Origin of the sequence: Iodobacter sp., from assembly GCF_025352645.1 — a bacterium.
GTDB lineage: Bacteria > Pseudomonadota > Gammaproteobacteria > Burkholderiales > Chitinibacteraceae > Iodobacter.
In genome coordinates, this window is sequence record NZ_JANXSO010000175.1 from 11454 (window position 1) to 32875 (window position 21422).

General features: G+C 48.4%; 17 protein-coding genes. 3 read left to right on the plus strand and 14 right to left on the minus strand.

The features are described 5' to 3' along the window. Nucleotides 1–390: 390 nt before the first annotated feature. Nucleotides 391–1770, minus strand: coding sequence for a D-alanyl-D-alanine carboxypeptidase/D-alanyl-D-alanine-endopeptidase (gene dacB, locus Q0R17_RS19170; protein WP_293938008.1), 1380 nt, complete (start codon nucleotides 1768–1770; stop codon nucleotides 391–393). A gap of 50 nt (nucleotides 1771–1820) precedes the next feature. Further along, nucleotides 1821–2021, minus strand: a complete 201-nt coding sequence (locus Q0R17_RS19175; RefSeq protein WP_293938010.1) for an oxidoreductase-like domain-containing protein — start codon at nucleotides 2019–2021, stop codon at nucleotides 1821–1823. Nucleotides 2022–2035: 14 nt separating this feature from the next. Here Q0R17_RS19175 and dnaX point away from each other — a divergent pair, with 14 nt between their 5' ends. The 3 genes from dnaX to recR all read left to right on the plus strand — a co-directional run bounded on the left by dnaX (nucleotide 2036) and on the right by recR (nucleotide 5020). Continuing rightward, nucleotides 2036–3790: a DNA polymerase III subunit gamma/tau gene (gene dnaX, locus Q0R17_RS19180; protein ID WP_293938012.1), complete on the plus strand. Its 1755-nt coding sequence runs from the start codon at nucleotides 2036–2038 to the stop codon at nucleotides 3788–3790. 102 nt (nucleotides 3791–3892) lie between these two features. Continuing rightward, nucleotides 3893–4222 carry a YbaB/EbfC family nucleoid-associated protein gene (locus tag Q0R17_RS19185; RefSeq protein WP_293938014.1) on the plus strand — a complete coding sequence of 110 codons (330 nt, stop codon included), beginning with the start codon at nucleotides 3893–3895 and terminating at the stop codon, nucleotides 4220–4222. 201 nt (nucleotides 4223–4423) lie between these two features. Next, nucleotides 4424–5020, plus strand: a complete 597-nt coding sequence (gene recR, locus Q0R17_RS19190; protein WP_293938015.1) for a recombination mediator RecR — start codon at nucleotides 4424–4426, stop codon at nucleotides 5018–5020. A gap of 1 nt (nucleotide 5021) precedes the next feature. On the opposite strand, the gene Q0R17_RS19195 is transcribed toward recR, so the two are convergent. The 12 genes from Q0R17_RS19195 to Q0R17_RS19250 form a co-directional block, all read right to left on the minus strand. Continuing rightward, nucleotides 5022–5354, minus strand: coding sequence for a multidrug efflux SMR transporter (locus Q0R17_RS19195; protein ID WP_293938016.1), 333 nt, complete (start codon nucleotides 5352–5354; stop codon nucleotides 5022–5024). Nucleotides 5355–5524: 170 nt separating this feature from the next. Further along, complete coding sequence (locus tag Q0R17_RS19200; protein WP_293938017.1) at nucleotides 5525–6616, minus strand: ABC transporter ATP-binding protein; 1092 nt, start codon at nucleotides 6614–6616, stop codon at nucleotides 5525–5527. 76 nt (nucleotides 6617–6692) lie between these two features. Beyond that, nucleotides 6693–7544, minus strand: a complete 852-nt coding sequence (locus Q0R17_RS19205) for a carbohydrate ABC transporter permease (RefSeq protein WP_293938018.1) — start codon at nucleotides 7542–7544, stop codon at nucleotides 6693–6695. Then, on the minus strand, nucleotides 7537–8436 hold the full coding sequence (locus Q0R17_RS19210; protein WP_293938020.1) for a carbohydrate ABC transporter permease: 900 nt from the start codon (nucleotides 8434–8436) through the stop codon (nucleotides 7537–7539). The genes Q0R17_RS19205 and Q0R17_RS19210 overlap by 8 nt, the downstream gene beginning before the upstream one ends. A 67-nt stretch (nucleotides 8437–8503) precedes the next feature. Then, nucleotides 8504–9751, minus strand: a complete 1248-nt coding sequence (locus Q0R17_RS19215) for an ABC transporter substrate-binding protein (protein ID WP_293938022.1) — start codon at nucleotides 9749–9751, stop codon at nucleotides 8504–8506. A 301-nt stretch (nucleotides 9752–10052) separates the two neighbouring features. Further along, on the minus strand, nucleotides 10053–10661 hold the full coding sequence (locus Q0R17_RS19220; RefSeq protein ID WP_293938024.1) for a response regulator transcription factor: 609 nt from the start codon (nucleotides 10659–10661) through the stop codon (nucleotides 10053–10055). A 103-nt stretch (nucleotides 10662–10764) separates the two neighbouring features. Then, on the minus strand, nucleotides 10765–13032 hold the full coding sequence (locus tag Q0R17_RS19225; protein ID WP_293938026.1) for a PAS domain-containing sensor histidine kinase: 2268 nt from the start codon (nucleotides 13030–13032) through the stop codon (nucleotides 10765–10767). 151 nt (nucleotides 13033–13183) lie between these two features. After that, a complete protein-coding gene (locus tag Q0R17_RS19230; protein WP_293938028.1) occupies nucleotides 13184–13864 on the minus strand; it encodes a Bax inhibitor-1/YccA family protein in 681 nt (226 codons plus the stop codon). Between the two features lie 68 nt (nucleotides 13865–13932). Then, a complete protein-coding gene (locus Q0R17_RS19235; RefSeq protein WP_293938030.1) occupies nucleotides 13933–15000 on the minus strand; it encodes an enoyl-CoA hydratase/isomerase family protein in 1068 nt (355 codons plus the stop codon). Nucleotides 15001–15052: 52 nt separating this feature from the next. Then, nucleotides 15053–16492 carry a metalloprotease TldD gene (gene tldD / locus Q0R17_RS19240; RefSeq protein WP_293938032.1) on the minus strand — a complete coding sequence of 480 codons (1440 nt, stop codon included), beginning with the start codon at nucleotides 16490–16492 and terminating at the stop codon, nucleotides 15053–15055. Between the two features lie 195 nt (nucleotides 16493–16687). Further along, nucleotides 16688–17494 (minus strand): carbon-nitrogen hydrolase family protein, encoded by an 807-nt coding sequence (locus Q0R17_RS19245; protein WP_374759889.1) that lies wholly within the window; start codon nucleotides 17492–17494, stop codon nucleotides 16688–16690. Between the two features lie 6 nt (nucleotides 17495–17500). Continuing rightward, nucleotides 17501–21355 (minus strand): YhdP family protein, encoded by a 3855-nt coding sequence (locus Q0R17_RS19250; protein WP_293938034.1) that lies wholly within the window; start codon nucleotides 21353–21355, stop codon nucleotides 17501–17503. Between the last annotated feature and the right edge of the window lie 67 nt (nucleotides 21356–21422).

Consider the following 21422-nt stretch of genomic DNA (forward strand, 5'->3'; position numbering starts at 1 on the left):
CGCATGCTCTTCAAGCGTCAACAGACACTAATAAGCACTTCATTTTAATGGCTAACGGATGTTACGCATAAAGACTACTTGTCCACGAAAACACTATATTCACGAAAAAATGGGTCAAACAAGGATAATTTCCTTCTGTTTTTTTAGCATGATGCGTAGATGAGTTGCTTAATCACTATTTGATATTAAATATAATGATCCAAATTAATTCAAAAATAATGGCCATGCGGCATCTGTTTGTGCTTTTTGTGTTTTTAGTGGACTACTTATTTTTTGATCTTGTTGCGTAACATCAGTGACTCAATAAAAAAAACACATGAATGTGAATAGCTTGCGCTAAGCCACGCCAACGGCGCTTGCACGGGTCGCTACATGTTTATCGCTACTAATTTAATGCTTATTTTCATCTGCCCTAAGATGCGCAAAGCGCAGCACCGCATCGATCACCGGCAGCCCCGCTGCCGCTTGTGGATGATTAATAAACACCACCACCACCAAAGTTTGGCCTTTGCTGTCTCTTACAAAACCCGCTGCAGCGCGAACATCGCGCAAAGTGCCGGTTTTGATATGCGCTTCACCGGCCATACTAGCGAGGCGTTTTTTCATCGTGCCATCTAGCGCTACCAGCGGCATGGAGGAAATAAACTCTGCGGCGTATGGGCCTTGCCAAGCATCAATGAGTAAATCCGCCATATGCCGTGCACTGATTTGCTCTTGCCTAGATAAACCCGAGCCGTTTTCCATCTTTAGCTCATCAAATATTTTGCCACGGCTGCTTAGCCAGCGGCTAACCGCCGCAAAAGATTTGGCGGAAGAATCTTTCCCAACCTCGCCAGCGCCCAAACTCAGGTAAAGCTGCCGCGCCATGGTGTTATTGCTAAATTTATTAATATCGCGAATCACGCTGGCCAAATCTGGCGAGCGATTCGTTAATAAGAGTTGCGCATCGCTTGGTACTACGCCAGCCCGATTCACCCCCGTAATTACTCCACCCTGCTCCGCCCATAGGCTGCGAAATAAGCTGGCGGTATAGCTAGGGTGATCGAGCAGCGCCAAATAGCGCTCAGTGCTGCAGCCCATAGGCATGCTGCCGCTTAAGCTAATTTTGGCGCTACTGCCTTGGTTATCGATGTTGAGCTGGAGTTTGTTTTTTAATGCGGCACAATTACCCGCAGGGCCGCTACTGAGGCGGTTATCTAATTGCACGGTGGCCAAATTAGGCTCTAGCGATGCAACAACCCCACTGGCCTCGCTACGTAAGGACAGGCGCACACTTTTTAAATTACTAAGTAAGCTATCAGGCGTGACTAAAAAAGGCCGATACGGCTCTTCACCATCATCGTCATAGGCGCTTGTATCTGCGCCTTGGCTAAAATAGCTGCGATCAAGAACTAAATCGCCCCTGATCTCTCTGACACCTGCGATCTTTAAATCGCGCAGCATTAGCCAAAACCGCTCTAAATTCAGTTTTGGATCACCGTATCCCTTTATGTAAAGATCGCCGTTTAAAATGCCATTTACAGGCTTGGCGCTTGAGTAGACTTCCGTGTTCCACTGATAAGCTGGGCCTAAAAGCGACAATCCAGCGTAGCTTGTCACCAGTTTCATGGTAGATGCTGGGCTGGCGGGCTTATCACCCTGATAATAGAGTGCTGGTAAAGACGATTGCAGCGGTACAATCGCCAAACTTAAAGCCTCAGCGGGCAATTTAGCCGCCTTAAGAGCGCTTAAAATTTCAGCAGGTAGCTCGGCAGCGTGGGCTTGACCCATGCTTAGCGCGCAAAAGAGAAATAACTTTTTTAAGCTTATTTGGGTATTTTTCAAGAAGATCCCTTTTTGTGAGCGGCCTGACGCGCTTGCCAAGCGGCATAATCAACAAGGTATTGAGCGCGTAAAACATAATAAATATCAAAGACACAGCTATCCCCACAGCCGCTTCCACAGCAGGATTCAAACTCTGGCTCTATCGGCGCTTCGGGTGGTGGATCGTTTTCGAACTGATTATCTAGTGGCTGCATCATGGTAGAATTCATCTATGGCTTATCAAGTACTGGCACGCAAATGGCGGCCCAAATCATTCTCCCAACTGGTTGGGCAAGAACACGTGATCAAAGCGTTGGCAAATGCCTTCGAAAATGATCGATTACATCACGCCTATCTCTTAACCGGCACACGCGGCGTGGGTAAAACCACCATCGCGCGGATTATGGCAAAAGCGCTGAACTGTGAAACCGGCGTCACCGCCACACCCTGCGGTGTGTGCTCGGCGTGTACGCAGATTGACGCGGGGCGCTTTGTTGATCTTTTAGAGATCGACGCAGCATCGAACACCGGTATCGACAATATTCGCGAAGTGCTCGACAACGCGCAGTATTCACCGACCGCCGGGCGGTTCAAAGTGTACATCATCGACGAAGTACACATGCTGTCAAAAAATGCCTTTAACGCCATGCTTAAAACGCTGGAAGAGCCACCTGCCCACGTTAAATTTATTTTAGCCACTACCGATCCGCAAAAAGTCCCCATCACGGTATTGAGCCGCTGTTTACAATTCTCCCTGCGCCAAATGACGCCACAGCAAGTTTCCGGCCATTTGCAACAGGTATTAGGTGCAGAAAACATCCCTTTTGAGCAGGGTGCGCTGAATATTCTAGGCCATGCGGCCAATGGCTCGATGCGCGATGCGCTCAGCCTATTAGATCAAGCCATTGCCTATGGTGGCGGCGATGTTGGCGAATTAGCCGTGCGCGCCATGCTGGGCGCGGTAGACCAAAGTTATTTATTTGAAATTTTAGAAGCACTTATCGCAGGTGATGGCGCAGCGGTTTTAGCCAGCGCCGATGCCATTGCTGGCCGAGGTTTATCCTACGAATCTGCGCTGCATGAGCTAGCCCATTTGCTGCATCAAATTGCCGTGGCCCAAGCCGTGCCTAAAGCATTGGCAGACGATTTGCCCCAGCGTGAGCAAATTGCCGCACTTGCCCTCGCCATGAGCCCCGAAGACACGCAGCTCTATTACCAGATTGCCCTGCATGGCCGCCGTGATTTGCCACTTGCCCCCGATGAATACGCGGGCTTTAGCATGACGCTACTGCGCATGCTGGCCTTCGCGCCTGCGGCGGCTAGTTTTATATCACCAGTAGCACCTAATTTGATATCGCCAGCGGCGGCTAATCAAGCATCTTCTGTGACATCAAGCCAAACAGCTGCTTCAACACCTAATCAAACATCTCCGGCAAATGTAGAGCAGCCAGAGCAAACAGCACCAGCCCCTGCACCACGCCCAAGCCCAGCTACGCCTGCCCCGCAGCAAGCAGCGCCACGCCCACCGATCAGCGATGAGCCGCATTACGATGCACCGCCTTGGCACGAGGAAGAACACGCCGCGCCAGCACCCGCCGCTCAAGCCGCCCCTTTTAAAGGAGACTGGCGTGCGCTGATCTTGCAGCTTAAGCTGGGTGCCGCAGGAATGCTCGCGCAAAACGCCGAATTGCTGGGTTATACCGATAGCTCGATCGAACTATTAGTAGGTGAAGAGCACATCGCAGTAGCAAGCCGTGCTTATCAAGAAAAGCTACGTGAAGCGCTCAGCAATCACTTTGGCAAAGATATTTTACTGACCATCACCCTTGGCTCAGCCAGTGGCGACACCCCTGCAGCCATCGCCTTAAGGGAGAAAATGGCACGCCTTGCCAGCGCAACACAATCGATTCAAAACGATCCCTTTGTACAATCAGTAGTTCGGGATTTTGGCGCAACGGTGATCCCTGATTCAATCAAGCCCTTATAAAGCAATTAGCAACATATGCTGTAAAGATTTTGTAGGGTGGGCTCTTGCCCACGCAGCAATTTATTTAATTTCTGTAAGCAGTTTAACCAAGGAGTAACAACAATGTTTGGTAAAGCCGGCATGGGCAATCTGATGAAACAAGCCCAACAAATGCAAGAAAACATGGAAAAAGCCAAGAACGAGTTGGCAACAGTCGAAGTAGAAGGCCAAGCCGGAGCAGGCATGGTTAAAGTGGTGATAACTTGCGCCAATGTGGTCAAACGCGTCAGCTTGGATGACAGCCTGCTTAGCGATGATAAAGATATGCTAGAAGACCTGATCGCCGCAGCCTTTAACGATGCAGTGCGTAAGGCAGAAACCACATCTGCAGCAAAAATGGCGGGCTTTACCGCCGGCATGCAACTGCCACCTGGCTTTAAAATGCCGTTTTAATCCTTATTAAGCAGCCGAAAGAATTAAAACCCAAGTCTTGAACCACGGAGAAAAAGGAGAACACAGAGGCCCACGGAGCAACCCAAAATAAACGGTTGTTTCTCCGTGAAACTCCATGCTCTCCGTGCCCTCTGTGGTTCAAGATTTGGGTTTTGTATTTAGACTTTACTCATTCATATTTTTTTGCACGTAAAGAGCACTATGTCCACGCCTCCATCGCTGCATGCACTGATCAGTGCTTTAAAAACCCTGCCTGGCATTGGCCCAAAATCCGCGCAAAGGATGGCTTTTTATTTGATGCAGCGCGATCAAAAAGGCGCGGCGGATTTAGCCACGGCGCTGAATAATGCACTGGGCAAACTCAAACACTGCAGCCTGTGTAATACCTTTGCCGAAGTGGATCTGTGCGACATCTGTAGCGATGATAAACGCCAGCACAATCTGCTCTGCGTGGTTGAAATGCCAACGGATCTGATGATGCTGGAGCAAACACTGGCTTTTCATGGCCGCTACTTTGTCTTGATGGGCCGACTTAGCCCGCTGGATGGTATTGGCCCTGGCGATATTGCCTTGCAAAGGCTGCTAGAGCGCGCCAGCGATGGCATTGTAGAAGAAGTGATTTTAGCCACCAATTTCACCACCGAAGGCGAAGCCACCGCCCACTATTTAGCCGAAATGTTGCGCGCACGTGGGCTAAAAGTCAGCCGTATCGCCCGTGGCATGCCAGTTGGCGGCGAACTAGAGCACGTCGATGCAGGTACGCTAGCCCAAGCCATGTTAGAGCGGCGCAGCGTTTAAACTAATGCGTCGACATTTTAGAAAACAGCTGTAGCACCACCACGCCGCTCACAATCAAACTTAAACCAATAATCGCGGGCCAATCTGGCTTTTGCCCATAGAGCAACATGGCCACCACAGTCACCAGCATAATACCCATCCCCGACCATATGGCATAAGCCATCCCCACTGGCACACTTTTTAGCACTATAGACAGCAGCCAAAACGCCACACCATAGCCAATCACCACTACCAAACTAGGCATCAAGCGGCTAAAGCCTTCAGTCGCCTTTAACGCCGAAGTGGCCACCACCTCCGCCACAATTGCCAGCGCTAATAATAAATATGCATTCATAGATAAACACCCAAAAACAAGCCCACCATCTTACGATAAGTGGGCTTGTTGTAATGGGCGAATAATTACTAGTCGGCTGCTTAACTGAAGCTTCTATAACGAAGACAGGGCACATGTCTAGCCTAATCCGCCGCTTCAGTAGCGGCGGTTAAGTCCAACAAGCTACCATGCTACTCAATTCTTAATCCGCTTTCCGAATCAAAAATCACCGCCTTACTCATATCCAAAGATAAACGCAGCGTCTCGCCTGGCCGTTTAACGGCTCTTGGATGCACACGAGCCACAACGGGGCTGTGGTTTATTTCAGTAAAGATCATGGTATCCGGCCCTGTTGGCTCGGTTAATTGCACCAGGCAGCCCAAGCCGTTGGCTTCCCTTTCTGCTACATCCAATTGCTCAGGCCGAATACCTAATAATATCTTTTGCCCTACTCTATTTTGTAATTCTGCACTCTGTTTAACGGCTAAAAATTGAATATCACTTTCTGACTGCAAACTCACCCCAATTACACCATCTTGCTCGGCCAAATGGCAGGGAATAAAATTCATTGAAGGTGAGCCAATAAAGCCCGCCACAAATAAATTGGCTGGCTTTTCATAAATCTCTTGTGGGCTACCAAACTGCTGAATCACCCCATCTTTCATTACTGCAATTTTATCACCTAACGTCATCGCCTCTATTTGATCATGCGTTACATAAACAATGGTGGTTTTTAAGCGTTGATGTAATTGCTTAATTTCTGTGCGCATTTCCACGCGTAATTTAGCGTCTAAATTGGATAATGGTTCATCAAATAAAAATAGAATTGGGTTTCTAGCCAAAGCACGGCCCATTGCCACCCGCTGCCGCTGCCCGCCTGATAACTCAGCTGGTTTTCTATGTAAAAGCGGGGTGATTTGCAGCATTTTAGATACGCGCTCAATAATTTCATCCTGCTCTGCTTTAGGCACGCCCCGTGTTTCTAAACCAAATGCAATATTCTGTCTTACACTCATGGTGGGATAAAGCGCGTAGCTTTGAAACACCATCGCAATATCCCGATCTTTTGGCGGCACATTGTTTACTTTTCGCCCCGCAATATAAATTTCGCCACTGGTTGGCGCTTCTAAGCCAGCAATAATATTCATTAGCGTGGATTTTCCACAGCCAGAAGGCCCCACTAAGATTAGAAATTCGCCTGCTTCAATGGCAATATCAATGCCTTTTAAAATATCAACATCACCAAAACTTTTGATGATATTTTTAATTGCCAGTGCGCCCATTATTAAATCCTTCCGGTATTAAATTACCGTGCCGCGTGGGCAAATAAACCTGGCCCACCCTCTATGATTAAAAACATCACCCTTTTACTGCACCGGCGGTTAAACCACGCACAAAATATTTACCAGCAAAGACATACACCAAAATGGTGGGCAAGGCGGCAATAATGGCAGCGGCCATATCTACGTTGTATTCTTTAACCGAAGTTGAAGTATTCGCCAGATTATTTAAACCCACCGTAATCGGCTGGCTATCCCCAGCCGAAAAAACCACCCCAAATAAAAAATCATTCCAAATATTAGTAAACTGCCAAATCAGCGTCACCATAATAATAGGGGTCGACATGGGTAAAACAATCTTAAAGAATATTCGCCAAAATCCAGCACCATCTAGCCGTGCAGCTTTAATCAGCTCATCTGGAATACCCACGTAGTAATTTCTAAAAAATAAAGTAGTTGAGGCTAATCCACAGACCACATGCACAAACACCAGCCCCGTTGTAGAGCTGGCAATCCCCATCCAGCCTAAGGTCTGTGCCATAGGCAGCAGTAATACTTGAAACGGCATAAATACGCCAAATAAAATCATGGCAAATATAATTTCAGAACCTTTAAAGCGCCACTTAGCCAATACATAACCATTAATCGCTCCAAGAGTGGTAGAGATTAATACGCCAGGAATCACCATTCGTACTGAATTAAAAAAATAAGAAGATAAACCGCGGCATTCTACCCCTGTACAAGCGGATGACCATGCCTTACCCCAAGCCGCAAAAGAAATGGCCGTAGGAAAAGAAAGTAAATTACCGCTTCTTATTTCTTCCAGCCCTTTAACTGAAGTAATAAACATCACATAGAGTGGCAATAGATAATAAAAAGCAGCAAGACACAGCACGCTATAAAGCAGGGTTCGGCCCAGTGTATTAGCCATTTCTTTTACCTCGCAATTCGGAATAAAGGTAAGGCACTACTAAGGCTGCTACCGTAGCCAGCATCATCATTGAGCTGGCCGCGCCCACTCCCATTTGCCCGCGGGTAAATGCCATGGCATACATAAAGGTGGCGGGCACATCGGACGAAAACCCTGGCCCCCCCCCCGTCAGGGCCATGACCAAATCAAAACTTTTAATTGCGATATGCGATAAAATCATTAAGGTAGAAAAAAATACGGGCCTTAAAGCGGGGAGAATTATTTTCCAATAGATTCTGGGCAAAGATGCCCCATCAATTTGCGCTGCTTTTAAAATTGAATCATCAACCCCACGCAAACCTGCCAAAAACAAGGCCATGACAAATCCAGACGATTGCCATACCCCTGCAATCACCACGGTGTAAATCGACATATCTGAATTGACTAACCAATCAAAAGTAAAATTGGTGAATCCCCAATCGTGCATGAGTTTTTCTAAACCCAAGCCAGGATTTAACATCCATTTCCAAGCTGTGCCCGTTACCACAAAAGATAAAGCCATTGGATACAAATAAATAGTACGCAATGCGCCTTCACCGCGTATTTTTTGATCTAGAAAAATAGCCAAACCAATACCAATCGCCATGCCACTACCAATAAACAAGCTCGCAAAAATAAATAGATTTTTAACTGCAACCCACCAACGCTCATTTTCAAACAGTATTTGATATTGCGCTAATCCTGCCCAAGTTAAATTGGGCATTAAGCGCGAAGTGGTAAAAGATAAATAACCATTCCAAACAATAAAGCCATATAGAAAGATTAGCGTTAATAAAAAGGATGGCGCTAAAACGAGGCGCGGCAGCCAGCGCTCTGTGAAGCCGTAATGCGCCTCTTGAGCCGATATAGACATGGGGTTCTCCAGCAGCGAATAATGCAATCAGCAAGGGGCAGCATTGCCGCCCCTTGGGTCTACATGTTTACTTTATTTTTGCTGCCGCAGCTAATTTAACGCTTGCTTGCTGAGCAGTCATCGCATCATTATTCCAAAATTGCGAAATCACATCAGCCACCGCACCCTGCGTAGCAGAATGCATTGCCATACCGTGTGCCCAAGATGGCAGCAAAGATCCTTTAGCAGAGCTTGCTTTAAAATCTTCGGCAGATTTTTTGCCGCAATCATCAAACTTACTCATATTCATGCCTTGGCGCACCGGAATCGAGCCTTTATTTAAGTTAAATATTTCTTGAAATTCTGGGCTCATCAAGGTGACCGCCAAATCTTTTTGCCCTTTTTCAGCCTCTTTATTCGGCAATTTAAACATCGCAAAGCTATCGATATTGAAGGTATATACCGCCGCTGTACCAGGCGCTGGAACACAGAGGAAATCTTTACCAGGTACTTTGCCTGCGGCTAAAAACTCACCTTTAGCCCAGTCACCCATAATTTGCATCGCGGCCTTGCCATTAATCACCATAGACGTGGCTAGATTCCATTCACGGCCAGGCGCATTTTTATCGGTATAAGGTTTTAGTTTTTTGTAGGTTGTAAGTGCCTTAATCATATTGGCGCTTTGTAGCGTGGCGGGGTCAAGCTGAATAAAAGCTTTTTTGTAGAAATCACTGCCACCAACACCCAGTGCAACGGCTTCAAACACGGTAGCATCCTGCCAAGGCTGGCCACCATAGGCCAAGGGCTGAATACCCGCTTTTTGCAAGGCATCAGCGGTTTTAAAAAACTCATCCCACGTTGTTGGCACTTTCGCATTGGCTTTTTTGAGTAAATCAGGATTCACCCACAGCCAATTGACCCGATGCACATTAACGGGGGCAGCAACATAGCTGCCTTTATATTTCATCACATTTGCCACAACAGGAGGAAGAAGCTTATCCCAGCCTTCTTTTTTTGCGACATCATCAAGAGATGCTAATACGCCTTCGTCGCCCCATTCTTGAATCGATGGGCCTTTAATTTGTGCTGCAGCCGGTGGCTGCCCAGATACCACACGGGTTTTAAGCGCCGTCATGGCGTTATCCCCTGCCCCACCTGCTACTGCAAAATCTTTCCACTTGTGGCCTTTGGCCTCAAGCATTTTTTTAAGTTCTACGGCGGCTTTAGCTTCTCCGCCAGAAGTCCACCAATGCAAGACCTCTACATCGGCAGCGTGCACAGAAAATGCAATTGAAAAACTAGCAGCCAGTAAACTCACCTTCAGTTTTTTCATCATCGATTTCCTCTTGTTGAATACGCACTTAAGTGAATCTGTACGCTGGACTTACCTTATGCCAACGGCAAGAGTAATTCAAATGAGGCAAAATACGATTGGGCAATAAACCTAGGGCGAACACCCTATTAAAATTGGAGTAAAGTTTATTTTGAATGTGAATATAAATGACTAGCTTGGGACTTTACATATTGTTGGGCTTCGTTTAACAACACCAAGCTACACCTATTAAGTCGGCATATTTAAAGCAGTTCGCGTTATTGCGCTTCACTAATAAGCAACAACACGAACCGTAGGCCTAGGCTTAAATCTCAGAAATTTGCACTCCTTTTAAAGAGGCGGCTAAGCCTCCTGCTGAGCGCACTTTTAGCTTGGTATAGATACGGGCACGATGCACTTCAACCGTTTTAATACTGATTTCTAATTCATCGGCTATTTGCTTATTGAGCCGCCCAGTTAATAGCTCGCGCAATACCTCACGCTCACGCGGAGTAAGACTTTCTAAGCGCTCATCCAAGGATTGGCGGGCATTCCAAGCACTACGCGCCTCTTCATCCCTTGCCAAGCATGCTTCAATTCTAGAAACCAACAAGCCATAGTCACATGGCTTTTCCAAGAAATCCATTACCCCATCTTTTACTGCAGCAACGGCCATGGGTACATCGGCGTGGCCCGTTAAGAAAATAACTGGCGGCAAATAAAAGGACGTTTTTAGCTCGCTATACAGCTCCAGACCACTCATACCAGTCATACGAACATCAATAATTAAGCAACTATAATCTGCCGCATCGGCGTCATTTAGAAAGTGCTCTGCAGACTCAAAACCAAACACCGGCCATTGATGCGCTTCAAATAAAATTTGTAGTGCATCACGTACAGCAGAGTCATCATCAATTACAGCAATAGGTCGCATACAATTACCTTTAATAGATAGTAATAATTCGAAAGCTCAAGGAAATAAACGTAATCACTTCTCACATAATTATTCAATCTATATGTAAAAGCTCAATCAGTGATTAAGACAAAACAATAGGGAGGCGAAAAATAAAGCAACTGCCGCCACCAGGATTCGCTTGAATCTTTAAATGCCCTTGATGCTGCTCAATCACAGAGCGGCAAATATTCAAGCCAATCCCCATCCCCTCGGGTTTACTGGTGTAAAAAGATTGAAACAATTTACTAGGATCTGAAATCCCTGAACCACGATCAGCCACACACACCTCTAGCCAATCTTTACCGACCTCGGCACTGACTCTGATCTCCCTCAGCGCTACTGGGGTATCAAGCATCGCTTCCATGCCATTTTTTAATAAATTAAACAGCACTTGCTCCAACATCACGCCATCACCCATTACTTTGGGCAAATCATCATCTAAATCAATCAGTATCCGACTATGGTATTTTCTGGCCATGGGCTCTAATAGCTGTATTGGCACGGCTAATAATTCAGTGAAATCACACACCTCACTTTTAGATGCACGTCTTGATGAGAAATTACGAATCCCGCTAATAATTTGCCCCGCCCTACGTGCTTGCTCGCCCATTTTGACCAAGATATGCCGTACCGAATTTTTTTCATCCCGTGATAATATCTCTTCGCCTGCTGCAGCATAGCCCGCAATCGCAGCCAGAGGTTGATTCAGCTCATGTGCAAGGCTAGAAGCAAGCTCGCCCATGCTGACTAATCTGGCGGTATGCTGTAATTTTTCTTCACGGCTTCGGTCCTCTTCTGCTGCTAGCCGCCTTTCAGTAATATCTGCCGCAATCTCTAGCCACACTACATGACCATCTACCCATTGAATTCGGCGACGCTGCACTAAAAACCAGCGCCCACTTACGGGATCAAGCCGTTCCGCTTCTGATACGCCCTGCGGCAGCAGTGGCCACATACAGCACTCGCCATCGGCAAACAGCGGGAAGGTATCGCTATGGTGACGATTACGATAGCGCACCACGCCACTACTCACATCAAAGACGGACACCGCAGCATCTAAGCCTTCCAGCACCGTAAGCAGCTGTTTACGTGATTCTGCCAGCGCCTCACGCTCACGCTTGATTTCTGTTACATCATATAAAGAGGCCATCCAACCACGATGCTCGCCTCGGCCATCTACCAAGCGTGATGAATAAAGCCGCACATCAAAACGCTCGCCATCTCGACGCATAAAGCGCAAGGCAAAACCATTACTTGGGCATTCTCCCGACAATAAAGATTGCCATGCACTAGCACAGACACTGAGCTCTTCAGGGGCCCAATACGGCATAGGCGAGGCCTTGCCTAGCAATTCAACTTGGCTGCGTCCCACCATGCTACAAAAAGCCAAATTGGCATAAATTAAATGCCCAGCCGGATTAATCGCCAATAAGCCGGTGGTTAAGGAGTCTTCCATTGCCGCACGAAAACGCATCTCATCACGCAGTGCGTCTTCCGCTTGTTGGCGTTGCTGCATGCGTTTTCTAAGTAAACGCAGCGCAAAGATCAATGCCACCAGTAAAGCAAACACCACACCGAGCAGCCAAAGCTGCGTTACCGAGGTTTTTTCATGCCGCACACTGGCGCGTAATTTAAGCCCATGCCCCAATGGCTCAAAGCCTACTGAGCGGCTAACACCCGACATACTGAGGCGAGCATCACGGGGAGCAAGCACATTGCCACTACTATCTAACAAGGATAAATCGTAGCGCTGCACCATCCACCATGGCACGCGCTGCTGCAAAATAGCGGGTAAGGCATAGGAGGCTAAAACCGAGCCTAAATAAACCGTGCCACGAAATGCCGGAACCACCAACACAATCTGAGCGACTTTAGGCTCACCCGCCATAATCACATTTGAATACAACACATAGCCTAAGGTTGCAGCGCCATCGAGCACTTCAAGCAATATTGGATCATCCAGCGGCACCAAGCTTTGAGGACGCGAGCTATATGCAGGCAACCCCCAAACCCGATTACCGGATGAACTAACATAATCAACCGAAAGCATTTCTGGTGATGCGCGCAATAAGCTATCCGCCCTTGCCCTAAAATCTTCTTCACGTAATGCATTGGCGGCAATGCCATAGGCTAGGTTTTCAATCGCATTTTGATTGGTTTGTAAATGCAAACGCAAACCTTGTTCCTGCCAAAGTAAATCCTGCGACAAGACGGTATCTTGAGCATTACGCGCTTGTCGATAATCTAACCAAACAAAGCTAGCCAACGCCAACAAGACCAAAATGATCGATATATAAGCGAGCCACCAGAGCCAATGTTGGCCAATTCGGCGAATTAAGGAAGAAATCATGCGTGGAGGATAGGGTGCATTGTGCTTATTCCCCCATAGGGTAAAACCCTGAGCGTAAAAGCCCACTGATTTATAACAAAAAAATGCCGGAGCAAACACTGCTCCGGCATTTTTTAAAACTTAGATTTCAGTAAAAACAAAGCCATGCAAATTAATCGCGGCTATTACCAGTAAAAGCCATAATTAAATGCAACAGGCTAGTAAATAGATTGTAGACATTCAGATAAAGGCTCAGTGTGGCACTAACATAATTGGTTTCGCCACCATTTACGATGCGGCTAACGTCATACAAAATAAAGCCAGAGAAAATCATCACCGCTACAGCTGAAATAGTCAGCGACAGCGCAGGGATTTGGAAAAAGATATTAGCCAAAGCCGCCAAGATGATCACGACCAAACCAATCATCAAGAATTTTCCCATAAAGGAAAAATCTTTCTTGGTAACGGTTGCAATTGTGGCCAAGGTAAAGAAAATAGCACCCGTGCCAATTGCAGCTAAACCTATCATTTCTGCTCCATTGCTAAAGCTTAATGCCCTTTGCAGCATTTGCGATAACCACAAGCCCATAAAACCGGTATAGCCCAGCAGAATAAATACCCCTGCTGCACTTTCTTTGGTTTTTTCAATGGCATAAAAAGAACCAAAGCTAACAGCCATAAAAACAATAAAGCCCATCATTGGCGACATGCGGAATTGCATGGCAACACCTAAGTAAGCGCCAATTGCGGTTGGCACCATGGTCAGCGCCAACATAAAATAAGTGTTACGTAATACGCGATTACGCTCGGTTGACAGTACTGAGCTGCCATAGCCTACGCTATTTAATTCCATTATCGTGTGTCTCCATTCTCACGGACTGGCCGCGTATGTCAGGTAGATTGGTATGATTGAAAAAAGTTTCAAGCTGCGTTAAAGAAACTTTCGATATCGGCCAATTTAACTTGGGATAATTTTTTAGGTGACCAATTTGGCTGATCATCTCTGTCGATCAGTTTAGCACGCACACCTTCATGAAAATCACCGTGGCGCAAACAATTTCTTGCACCTAGCCATTCCATTTCCACCACTTCATCGTAAGAAAGTGTCTGTGCTCGCCGCGCCATTTCCCAAGTCAGAAAAATAGAAGTCGGCGAGCCTGCCGCTTGCAGCTCAGCGGCAAGGCGTAAGGCAGGAGCATCGCCTTGATAAGCTTGAATACGCTCACAAATAGCGAGCAAATCATCCCCCGCACAGATGCGTTCCACTTCATCGGCCAGCGGCAGCCACACCGATGTAGGCAAGGAGCAAGGCCATGCGGCAGAAAGCGCCGACAAAGCCCCACTGGCCAGCTCTGCATCTTGCTTGCCTTGCCCGCTCCACGGTAAATCTTGCAGCACGCCTATTAGTGAATCAAACGTAGCTGCTGGCAGAGCAAACTCCGCCGCGCCAAACGCCAGCGCATCAGCCGCATTTAAGCGGCTACCGGTTAGCGCAAGTAAGCACCCAATCTTGCCTTCTAATTGCTGTAGCCAAAAACTGGCACCCACGTCAGGGAACAGGCCAATGCTGATCTCTGGCATCGCCAAAATGCTAGATTCGGTGACGATACGATGGCTGGCTGCCGCAAAAATACCCCAGCCCCCGCCCATCACAATGCCATTTCCCCAAGCGAGCACTGGCTTTGGAAAGCGGTGTAACTCACGGCAAAGATCGTATTCATGGCGAAAAAAATCATCCCCCTCATACACAAAAGCCGCGTCGCTCATGGCATGGTAAAGTGCACGAATATCGCCTCCCGCACAAAAAGCCCGCTCGCCTTCACCACGCACCAACACCGCCACAACTTTTTCATCATGACGCCAGCTTTCTATTTGCTCACGAATCTTTAACACCATGGCGAGGCTTTGCGCATTCAACCTCGCCGATGCCAATAAAATTTCACCTAAGAACAAACCATTGCTCAGCGCGATCTGCTGAAAATGCACCATCTTCTTTCCTTACAAAATAGCAGGGCACGGCATACCGCCGCCCTATAAATGATTAGCTGCCTGTACCGCCCACTGTAAGCCCACCATCAATACGCAAGGTCGGTTGGCCAACGCCAACGGGCACGCTTTGGCCTTCTTTGCCACAAGTGCCCACGCCAGGATCTAGCGCCATATCGTTACCAATCATCGATACGCGGGTGAGTACATCGGGGCCATTACCAATCAGCGTTGCGCCTTTCACTGGATACATCAGCTTGCCGTCTTCTACCCACCAAGCTTCGGCGGCAGAGAATACAAACTTGCCGCTGGTGATGTCCACCTGCCCACCACCAAAATTAGCGGCATACAGACCACGCTTGATCGAAGCGATGATTTCTTCGGGTGGCACGCTGCCGCCTTCCATTAGGGTATTGGTCATGCGTGGCATAGGCAGATGAGCAAAGCTTTCACGGCGGCCATTACCTGTTAGCGGCATATCCATCAGACGAGCATTCAGGCTGTCTTGCAAATAGCCTTTTAAGATGCCGTCTTCAATCAATACGGTGCGCTGGGTTGGATTGCCTTCGTCGTCGATATTGAGCGAGCCACGGCGATCAGTAATTGTGCCATCGTCCACCACGGTGACGCCTTTTGCCGCAACTTGCTGACCAATCTTGCCACTAAAAGCCGATGAGCCCTTACGGTTAAAATCGCCTTCTAAACCATGACCGATGGCTTCGTGTAATAAAATACCCGGCCAGCCCGAACCTAACACCACGGTCATTTCACCCGCTGGTGCTGGGCGAGCGTGTAAATTGAGCACCGCTTGATCCACGGCTTTTTTAGCGTAATCCAGCACCACGGCATCATCAAAGTAGCCATAAGCAAAACGGCCACCACCGCCTGCGCTACCCTGCTCACGCAGGCCGTTTTCTTCCACAATGACTTGAATAGAAAGACGGCACATTGGGCGCACATCAGCCGCGCGATGCCCATCGTGGCGCGCTACGTAAACCACTTCAAACTCAGAAGCTAGGCTGGCCATCACTTGCACCACGCGTTTATCTAAGCTACGGGCGGTACGCTCTAGTTTTTCTAACAAGGCCACTTTAGCCAGCTCATCAAGGCTGGCCAGCGGGTCAACGGGCTGATACAAGGCATGGCCCAGCACATCACGCGTCAACGCCACGGTGTTTTGCCCGCCTTGGCGGCCAATCGCTCGTGTTGCCGTGGCAGCTTGGCTTAAGGCAGCCATGCTAATGTCGTCAGAATAGGCAAAGGCGGTTTTTTCACCCGAAACGGCGCGAATCCCCACGCCGGTATCAATATTAAAGCTACCTGACTTCACAATGCCTTCGTCCAGACTCCATGCCTCGCTGCGGCTGTATTGGAAATACAAATCAGCGTAATCAATATCGTGCGTTAGCATCTGCCCAAATACTTGATCTAGCTTGGCATCATCAAGGTTAAAAGGGGTGAGCAGCGTCTGGCGGGCGGTTTCTAAATGAGTCATTGAGTGTCATCGCAAAGGGTGAATCAGATTATTGAAAGGTATTACACACTATCTTCAAGAGGCAGGGAAGGCGAGAAATCCCCCTAAGGCAAAAAAGATCTGTAGGCACAGTGATAATAGGCACACAGGGAAGGCTTAAGTTTTTTCCCTGTGATCTTTGTATGCTCTGCATCCAAACCCCTTTTGCTATTCAATTCAAAGCAAGCGATGCGTCAACGCCGGCAGGATGCGTCTTACTCTATCCATTTGGCTAGATTTTAATTCAGCCAGCACTACGCCCTCGCCCTTGGCTTGGCAGGCAAGCACCTTGCCCCATGGATCGATCAGCATGCTATGACCAAAGGTATGGCGGCCGGTAATGTGCTCGCCGCCTTGCCCTGAGGCAATCACATAGCATTGATTTTCGATAGCACGGGCGCGCAGCAGCACTTCCCAATGCGCTTCACCGGTCGTTTGGGTAAAAGCCGCAGGCAGGATAATAAAATCGAGCGGCAACATAGCGCGAAAAAACTCAGGAAAACGTAAGTCATAACAAACCGATAAACCAATGCGACCAAATGGCGTATCAAAAGCCATTGGCTGATGGCCTGCGGCAATGGTATCGGCCTCACAAAAACGCTCAGTGCCATTATCAAAACCAAATAAATGCATCTTGTCATAGCGCGCCACGCATTCCCCTGCGGGCGAATACACAAGGCAGCTATTATTTACGCGAGTTGCATCATCACACGTCAATGGCACGGTGCCACCAACCAACCAAAGCCCATGCTCTATGGCCACTTGGGCCAAAAAAGATTGGATAGGCCCATCACCAAACGGCTCTTTAAGCGCTAATTTATCACTGTCTTGTTTGCCCATAATGGCAAAATACTCAGGCAGCACCACCAACTGCGCCCCACTCTGAGCGGCCTCGCCAATTAAGCGTGCGGCAGTGGCTAAATTGACCTTTACTTCAGGCCCAGAGACCATTTGAATCGCTGCTGCAATCAGTGTATTCATCATTGGCTCCTATTTATTTCTGGCAAAGGGCAGGCGGCTTAATGGGCTACTCACCCCTTTAATTTGTGGGTCTAGCATACTGCCGGTAATGTCGTACTCGTAAGCCACCAACTGGCCGAGCGGATCTTTAAACACCCTTTGCAGTAAGAAAGTTGCCACCCCTATTACAGGGTTAATAATCGTTGTCGCCACCGCCACGCTATCCCCAATCACCGGCACAATCCGCACGCGTAAATTTTGTGTGGCGGCCATAAAGTTAGCATCCCCTCTAAATAATACTTGTGCTGCTGGGCCTGCAATCACCAAATTATCGGTGTGCGCCACGCCTCGGTCGATCACGCTATCGCCCCGAATGGAATCGAATTCAAACCCCTCCGAAAACACGTCTCTAAAATCGAGCTGCACGCGGCGCGCCAAGGATTGCAGGCTTAAGATCGATAATAAGCGCCCCACACCAGGATCAATCTTAGCGAACTGACCCGCCTCTACATCCACCCGCAGCTTACCTTGCAAGGTGGACAAATCTGGTGGAAACAGCTCGCCATCCCATGCCACGTCGCCACTTAATTTAGCGGGAGCACGGCGCATGGTGTCTGGCACGCCTAGGCGGGTGAGTAGTTTGCCAAAATTTTCAGTTTCAATCGAAAAATTACCGCTGGTGCGGCTCAGGCTTTTTGCCCAGACGCCGCTCATGTTTAGCTTACCGTCTGGATTACTGATACTCACCCCATTCAAACGCCAGTTTTCTCCTTGCTGAACTGCATTCACATCCAGCTTACCCAGAATAAAATTTTTATACCGGAAATCGTTCACGGCCAAATCAAGGGCAGGCAACTGCTGTAAAGGCGTAGCAAGGGACACCGTGCCATAAACAGGGAAAGGCAACCACAGCTTGCCTAATCGGCTACTTAACTTGCCCTTATCTTTTGCACTCCAGTCAAAAGCGCCCGCCAACTCTTTACTATCTACCAAGCCTTTCCAGCTTGCATCGTTCTGCTCCTGCGCTTTGAGCTTAAATTCATTGAGCTGTCTTCCCCAGCCCATCAGACGATTAATGCGTAGATCCACAGCAAAAGGTGAGGGGCGCGCACCTGCTGGCTCTGTTTTAATCTCGTCAGCTAAATCGAGCCAAGCTTGCACATTCAGCTCAGGCAAGTTCCCAGACACACTGATCCCTGCCTTAGGCATGGCGGGCAAAGCCCCCGCGCCCAACACCAATTGCCCTTTCAGCTTACTAACAGCCTCTATCGGCGGCTGGTTTCCCAACGCAGCTTGTGCTGGCGGATTACCCAGTAATAGTTGTAATTGCAGGCTTTTATCGTAAGCCCATTCAAGTTGAGTTGCCTCTTGTGTCCCCCCTTTAATACGCAAACGCATTGGCCTGCTCTCCCCACTCATTTTTGCCATAGGTGCAGGTAAATCAACAGCTAAGCCTTGCAAGGGCGACTGAACACTTAAGGCAAACTGCGATTGCCCTGCACTCAGGCTTGCCTGATAGGGCACTTTACCGTGTAAGCGCTGTTTAAATGGCAGGCCATAGCGATCAGCCACGTCTTGGATCTCGGCCTGTCCATTCATATTCAGTAGTAAATTACCTTGGGCGTTGCTAGCACCAGAGAGCTTTAATCCTCCGCCTAAAGCCTGCGCTTTTGCGTCTTTAATCGTGAGCGTGTGTTCAGTAAATGCAATCCGCCCCGCCGCTTTAGCCAGCAAAGGCACGGCTCCGCCAAAATCGAGCTGATTATCTACAAAGTGATATTCGCCAGTAATCTTGCTTGCATCGGTGCTTTCTAAGGGTAAGGACAACTCCAAAACCAGCTCGCCATTACCACTCGCCTTTAAATCATCAGTAAAGCCAGAGGTACTTTCTTTAACGGGGCTTTGATGCACAAACTGTAGAAACTCGCTCGTTGGCCCCTGCGCCTTACCTTTCACTTTTAATAGCGGCGAATCGCTATTCATATCCGCAATCGATACCGCCACATCACGCAGCTCTGCACCAAAAATCTTGCCTTTTTTAGCGTGGATGTCCATCGCCGCCCCATGAAAATCGAGCGCAGCATCAATATGCTCAATGCTTGGCCAATCATCTGCATAAGAAAGCCCCACATCCCTTGCATCGGCAGTAATTCTAAACACACCATCTTTTGGATTACGGAAAGGAAAATCTTGCAAATTACCGCGCAATTGGGCACGGCCATTCACCGCCTTGCCGCTCAATAGCGATGTTTTTAGCCACGCTAAGGTTTCATCTCCTGCGGCTCTAGGCAAATAGAGATAGGCACGTTTAGCTGGCAGCTCACGAATATCACCTTTTAAATCTAAGTAACCTAAGCCAGAGCCTGACCATAGATATTGGGCATTGGCACGAATATCCGTGTCGCCATTAGCAAAGGCTGCCTTAGCCACATCCAGCTTCCAGCCCTTACCTGCTCGCTGCCAAGAAGCAGCGAACCCCGCCTTATCAAAGTGTAAGGGCTCCAGAAATTGCGCTGGAATCGTCAGCGATAGATCATTACTCGTTAGGCTGCCCTTACCACCTGCTTGATCAAACTTTGCGTTTAAATCAAAGCGGCCCAGCTGAGGTAGCCCCAGCTGTGGCAAAGCTAGCTCTAAATATTTGGCATCGATTTCTGCGCTAAATAGCTTGGCGCTCTGCCATGGGCCTTGCCAGCGGGCACTAAACTGATCCACTTTTCCCTTTAGGCTGGCGTCTTGAAAATCAGCAGGCAGCCATGCCGATAGCGCTGCCAATCCATTGAGGCGGATGGATTGGCCATCTAAATACTGCGTACCCGCCTTATCGCGCCGATAGTTCACGCTACACGTTTGGCAAAGATCACCGCTGGAGGTTGCGATATGCGCGGCCTTTACACGTAAGGACTGCTCGCGCTGATCATCCTGCCAAATAAAACCGCCCTCAAAAATAGGCAAATACAAAGCCTGTGGAGCATCGGGCCAAGCCACAGCGAGTTGATTAAGCTTTAATTGCGTATCAATTTTTTCAATGCGCGCTTGCGCAAAATGCAGCGTGGCTCGCACGCCCCCCTCCCCCGTCAAACGGCTCAGCCACGGCGTGGGCAATTGCTCAAAGAGTTGTTTTAAATCCACACGCGGGAAATCGAGCTTGAGCTGGCCCGACCAATCCCGCCATTCGCCCACATCATTACCATGCCAATTACCCGACAAAGCCAGAGTATCTGCAAGGGCTACGGGTGGTTTTACGGAAACCTCAAATTGGTGCCGACCAAATCGTTGTTTGATATCTAAATCTAGAGCGGTGAACACTTGCTCGCTAGCACTGGTTTTCTCGTCCAGCCAACTAAGCTGGCCGCCCGTGATGGTTAACTCGCCCTGTGCTAGTAACCAATTAATAAAGCGATTGTCGTCTTTAGCGGCCCCCGCTTGCACCTGAAAACCCGCAACAAACCACGTGTCCGCTTGATCTCGGCGTAAAGTAAGCTGAGGTGCAACGGTGGCTAAGCGGCTAAATAGTAACTCTCCACGCAGCAAAGACCACCAAGATAAATCAGCATCGACCGAGGTGAGCTGCAAGCCAGGCAGGCTGCCTTTATGTACTTTAAACTCGTCAATCCGCACAAAAGGATGAATACCGTGCCAGCCACCAGACAATCGTCCCATGCTGATTTGGCTTGCCGTCGTGTTTTCCAGCTTTTGCACCAGCCATGGCCGATACTCATCGAGGCGAGGCAAAACATAAAACTGCCAAGCCAAAATAACCGCAAGCAGTAACAAACCCGCTGCAGCAAGCAGGCGCAGCAAAAGGCGGTAATGCCAGTGCATAAAAGATATGAAGCGTTGCAAATAAGGAGAGAAAACAGGCATTTCGAGCGACTCGGGCATGCCAAAATATGGCAGTGCTATGTTAGGCTTAGTCAGGCTTTGTTAAGATTTAAGCAGTAAGCCAAGA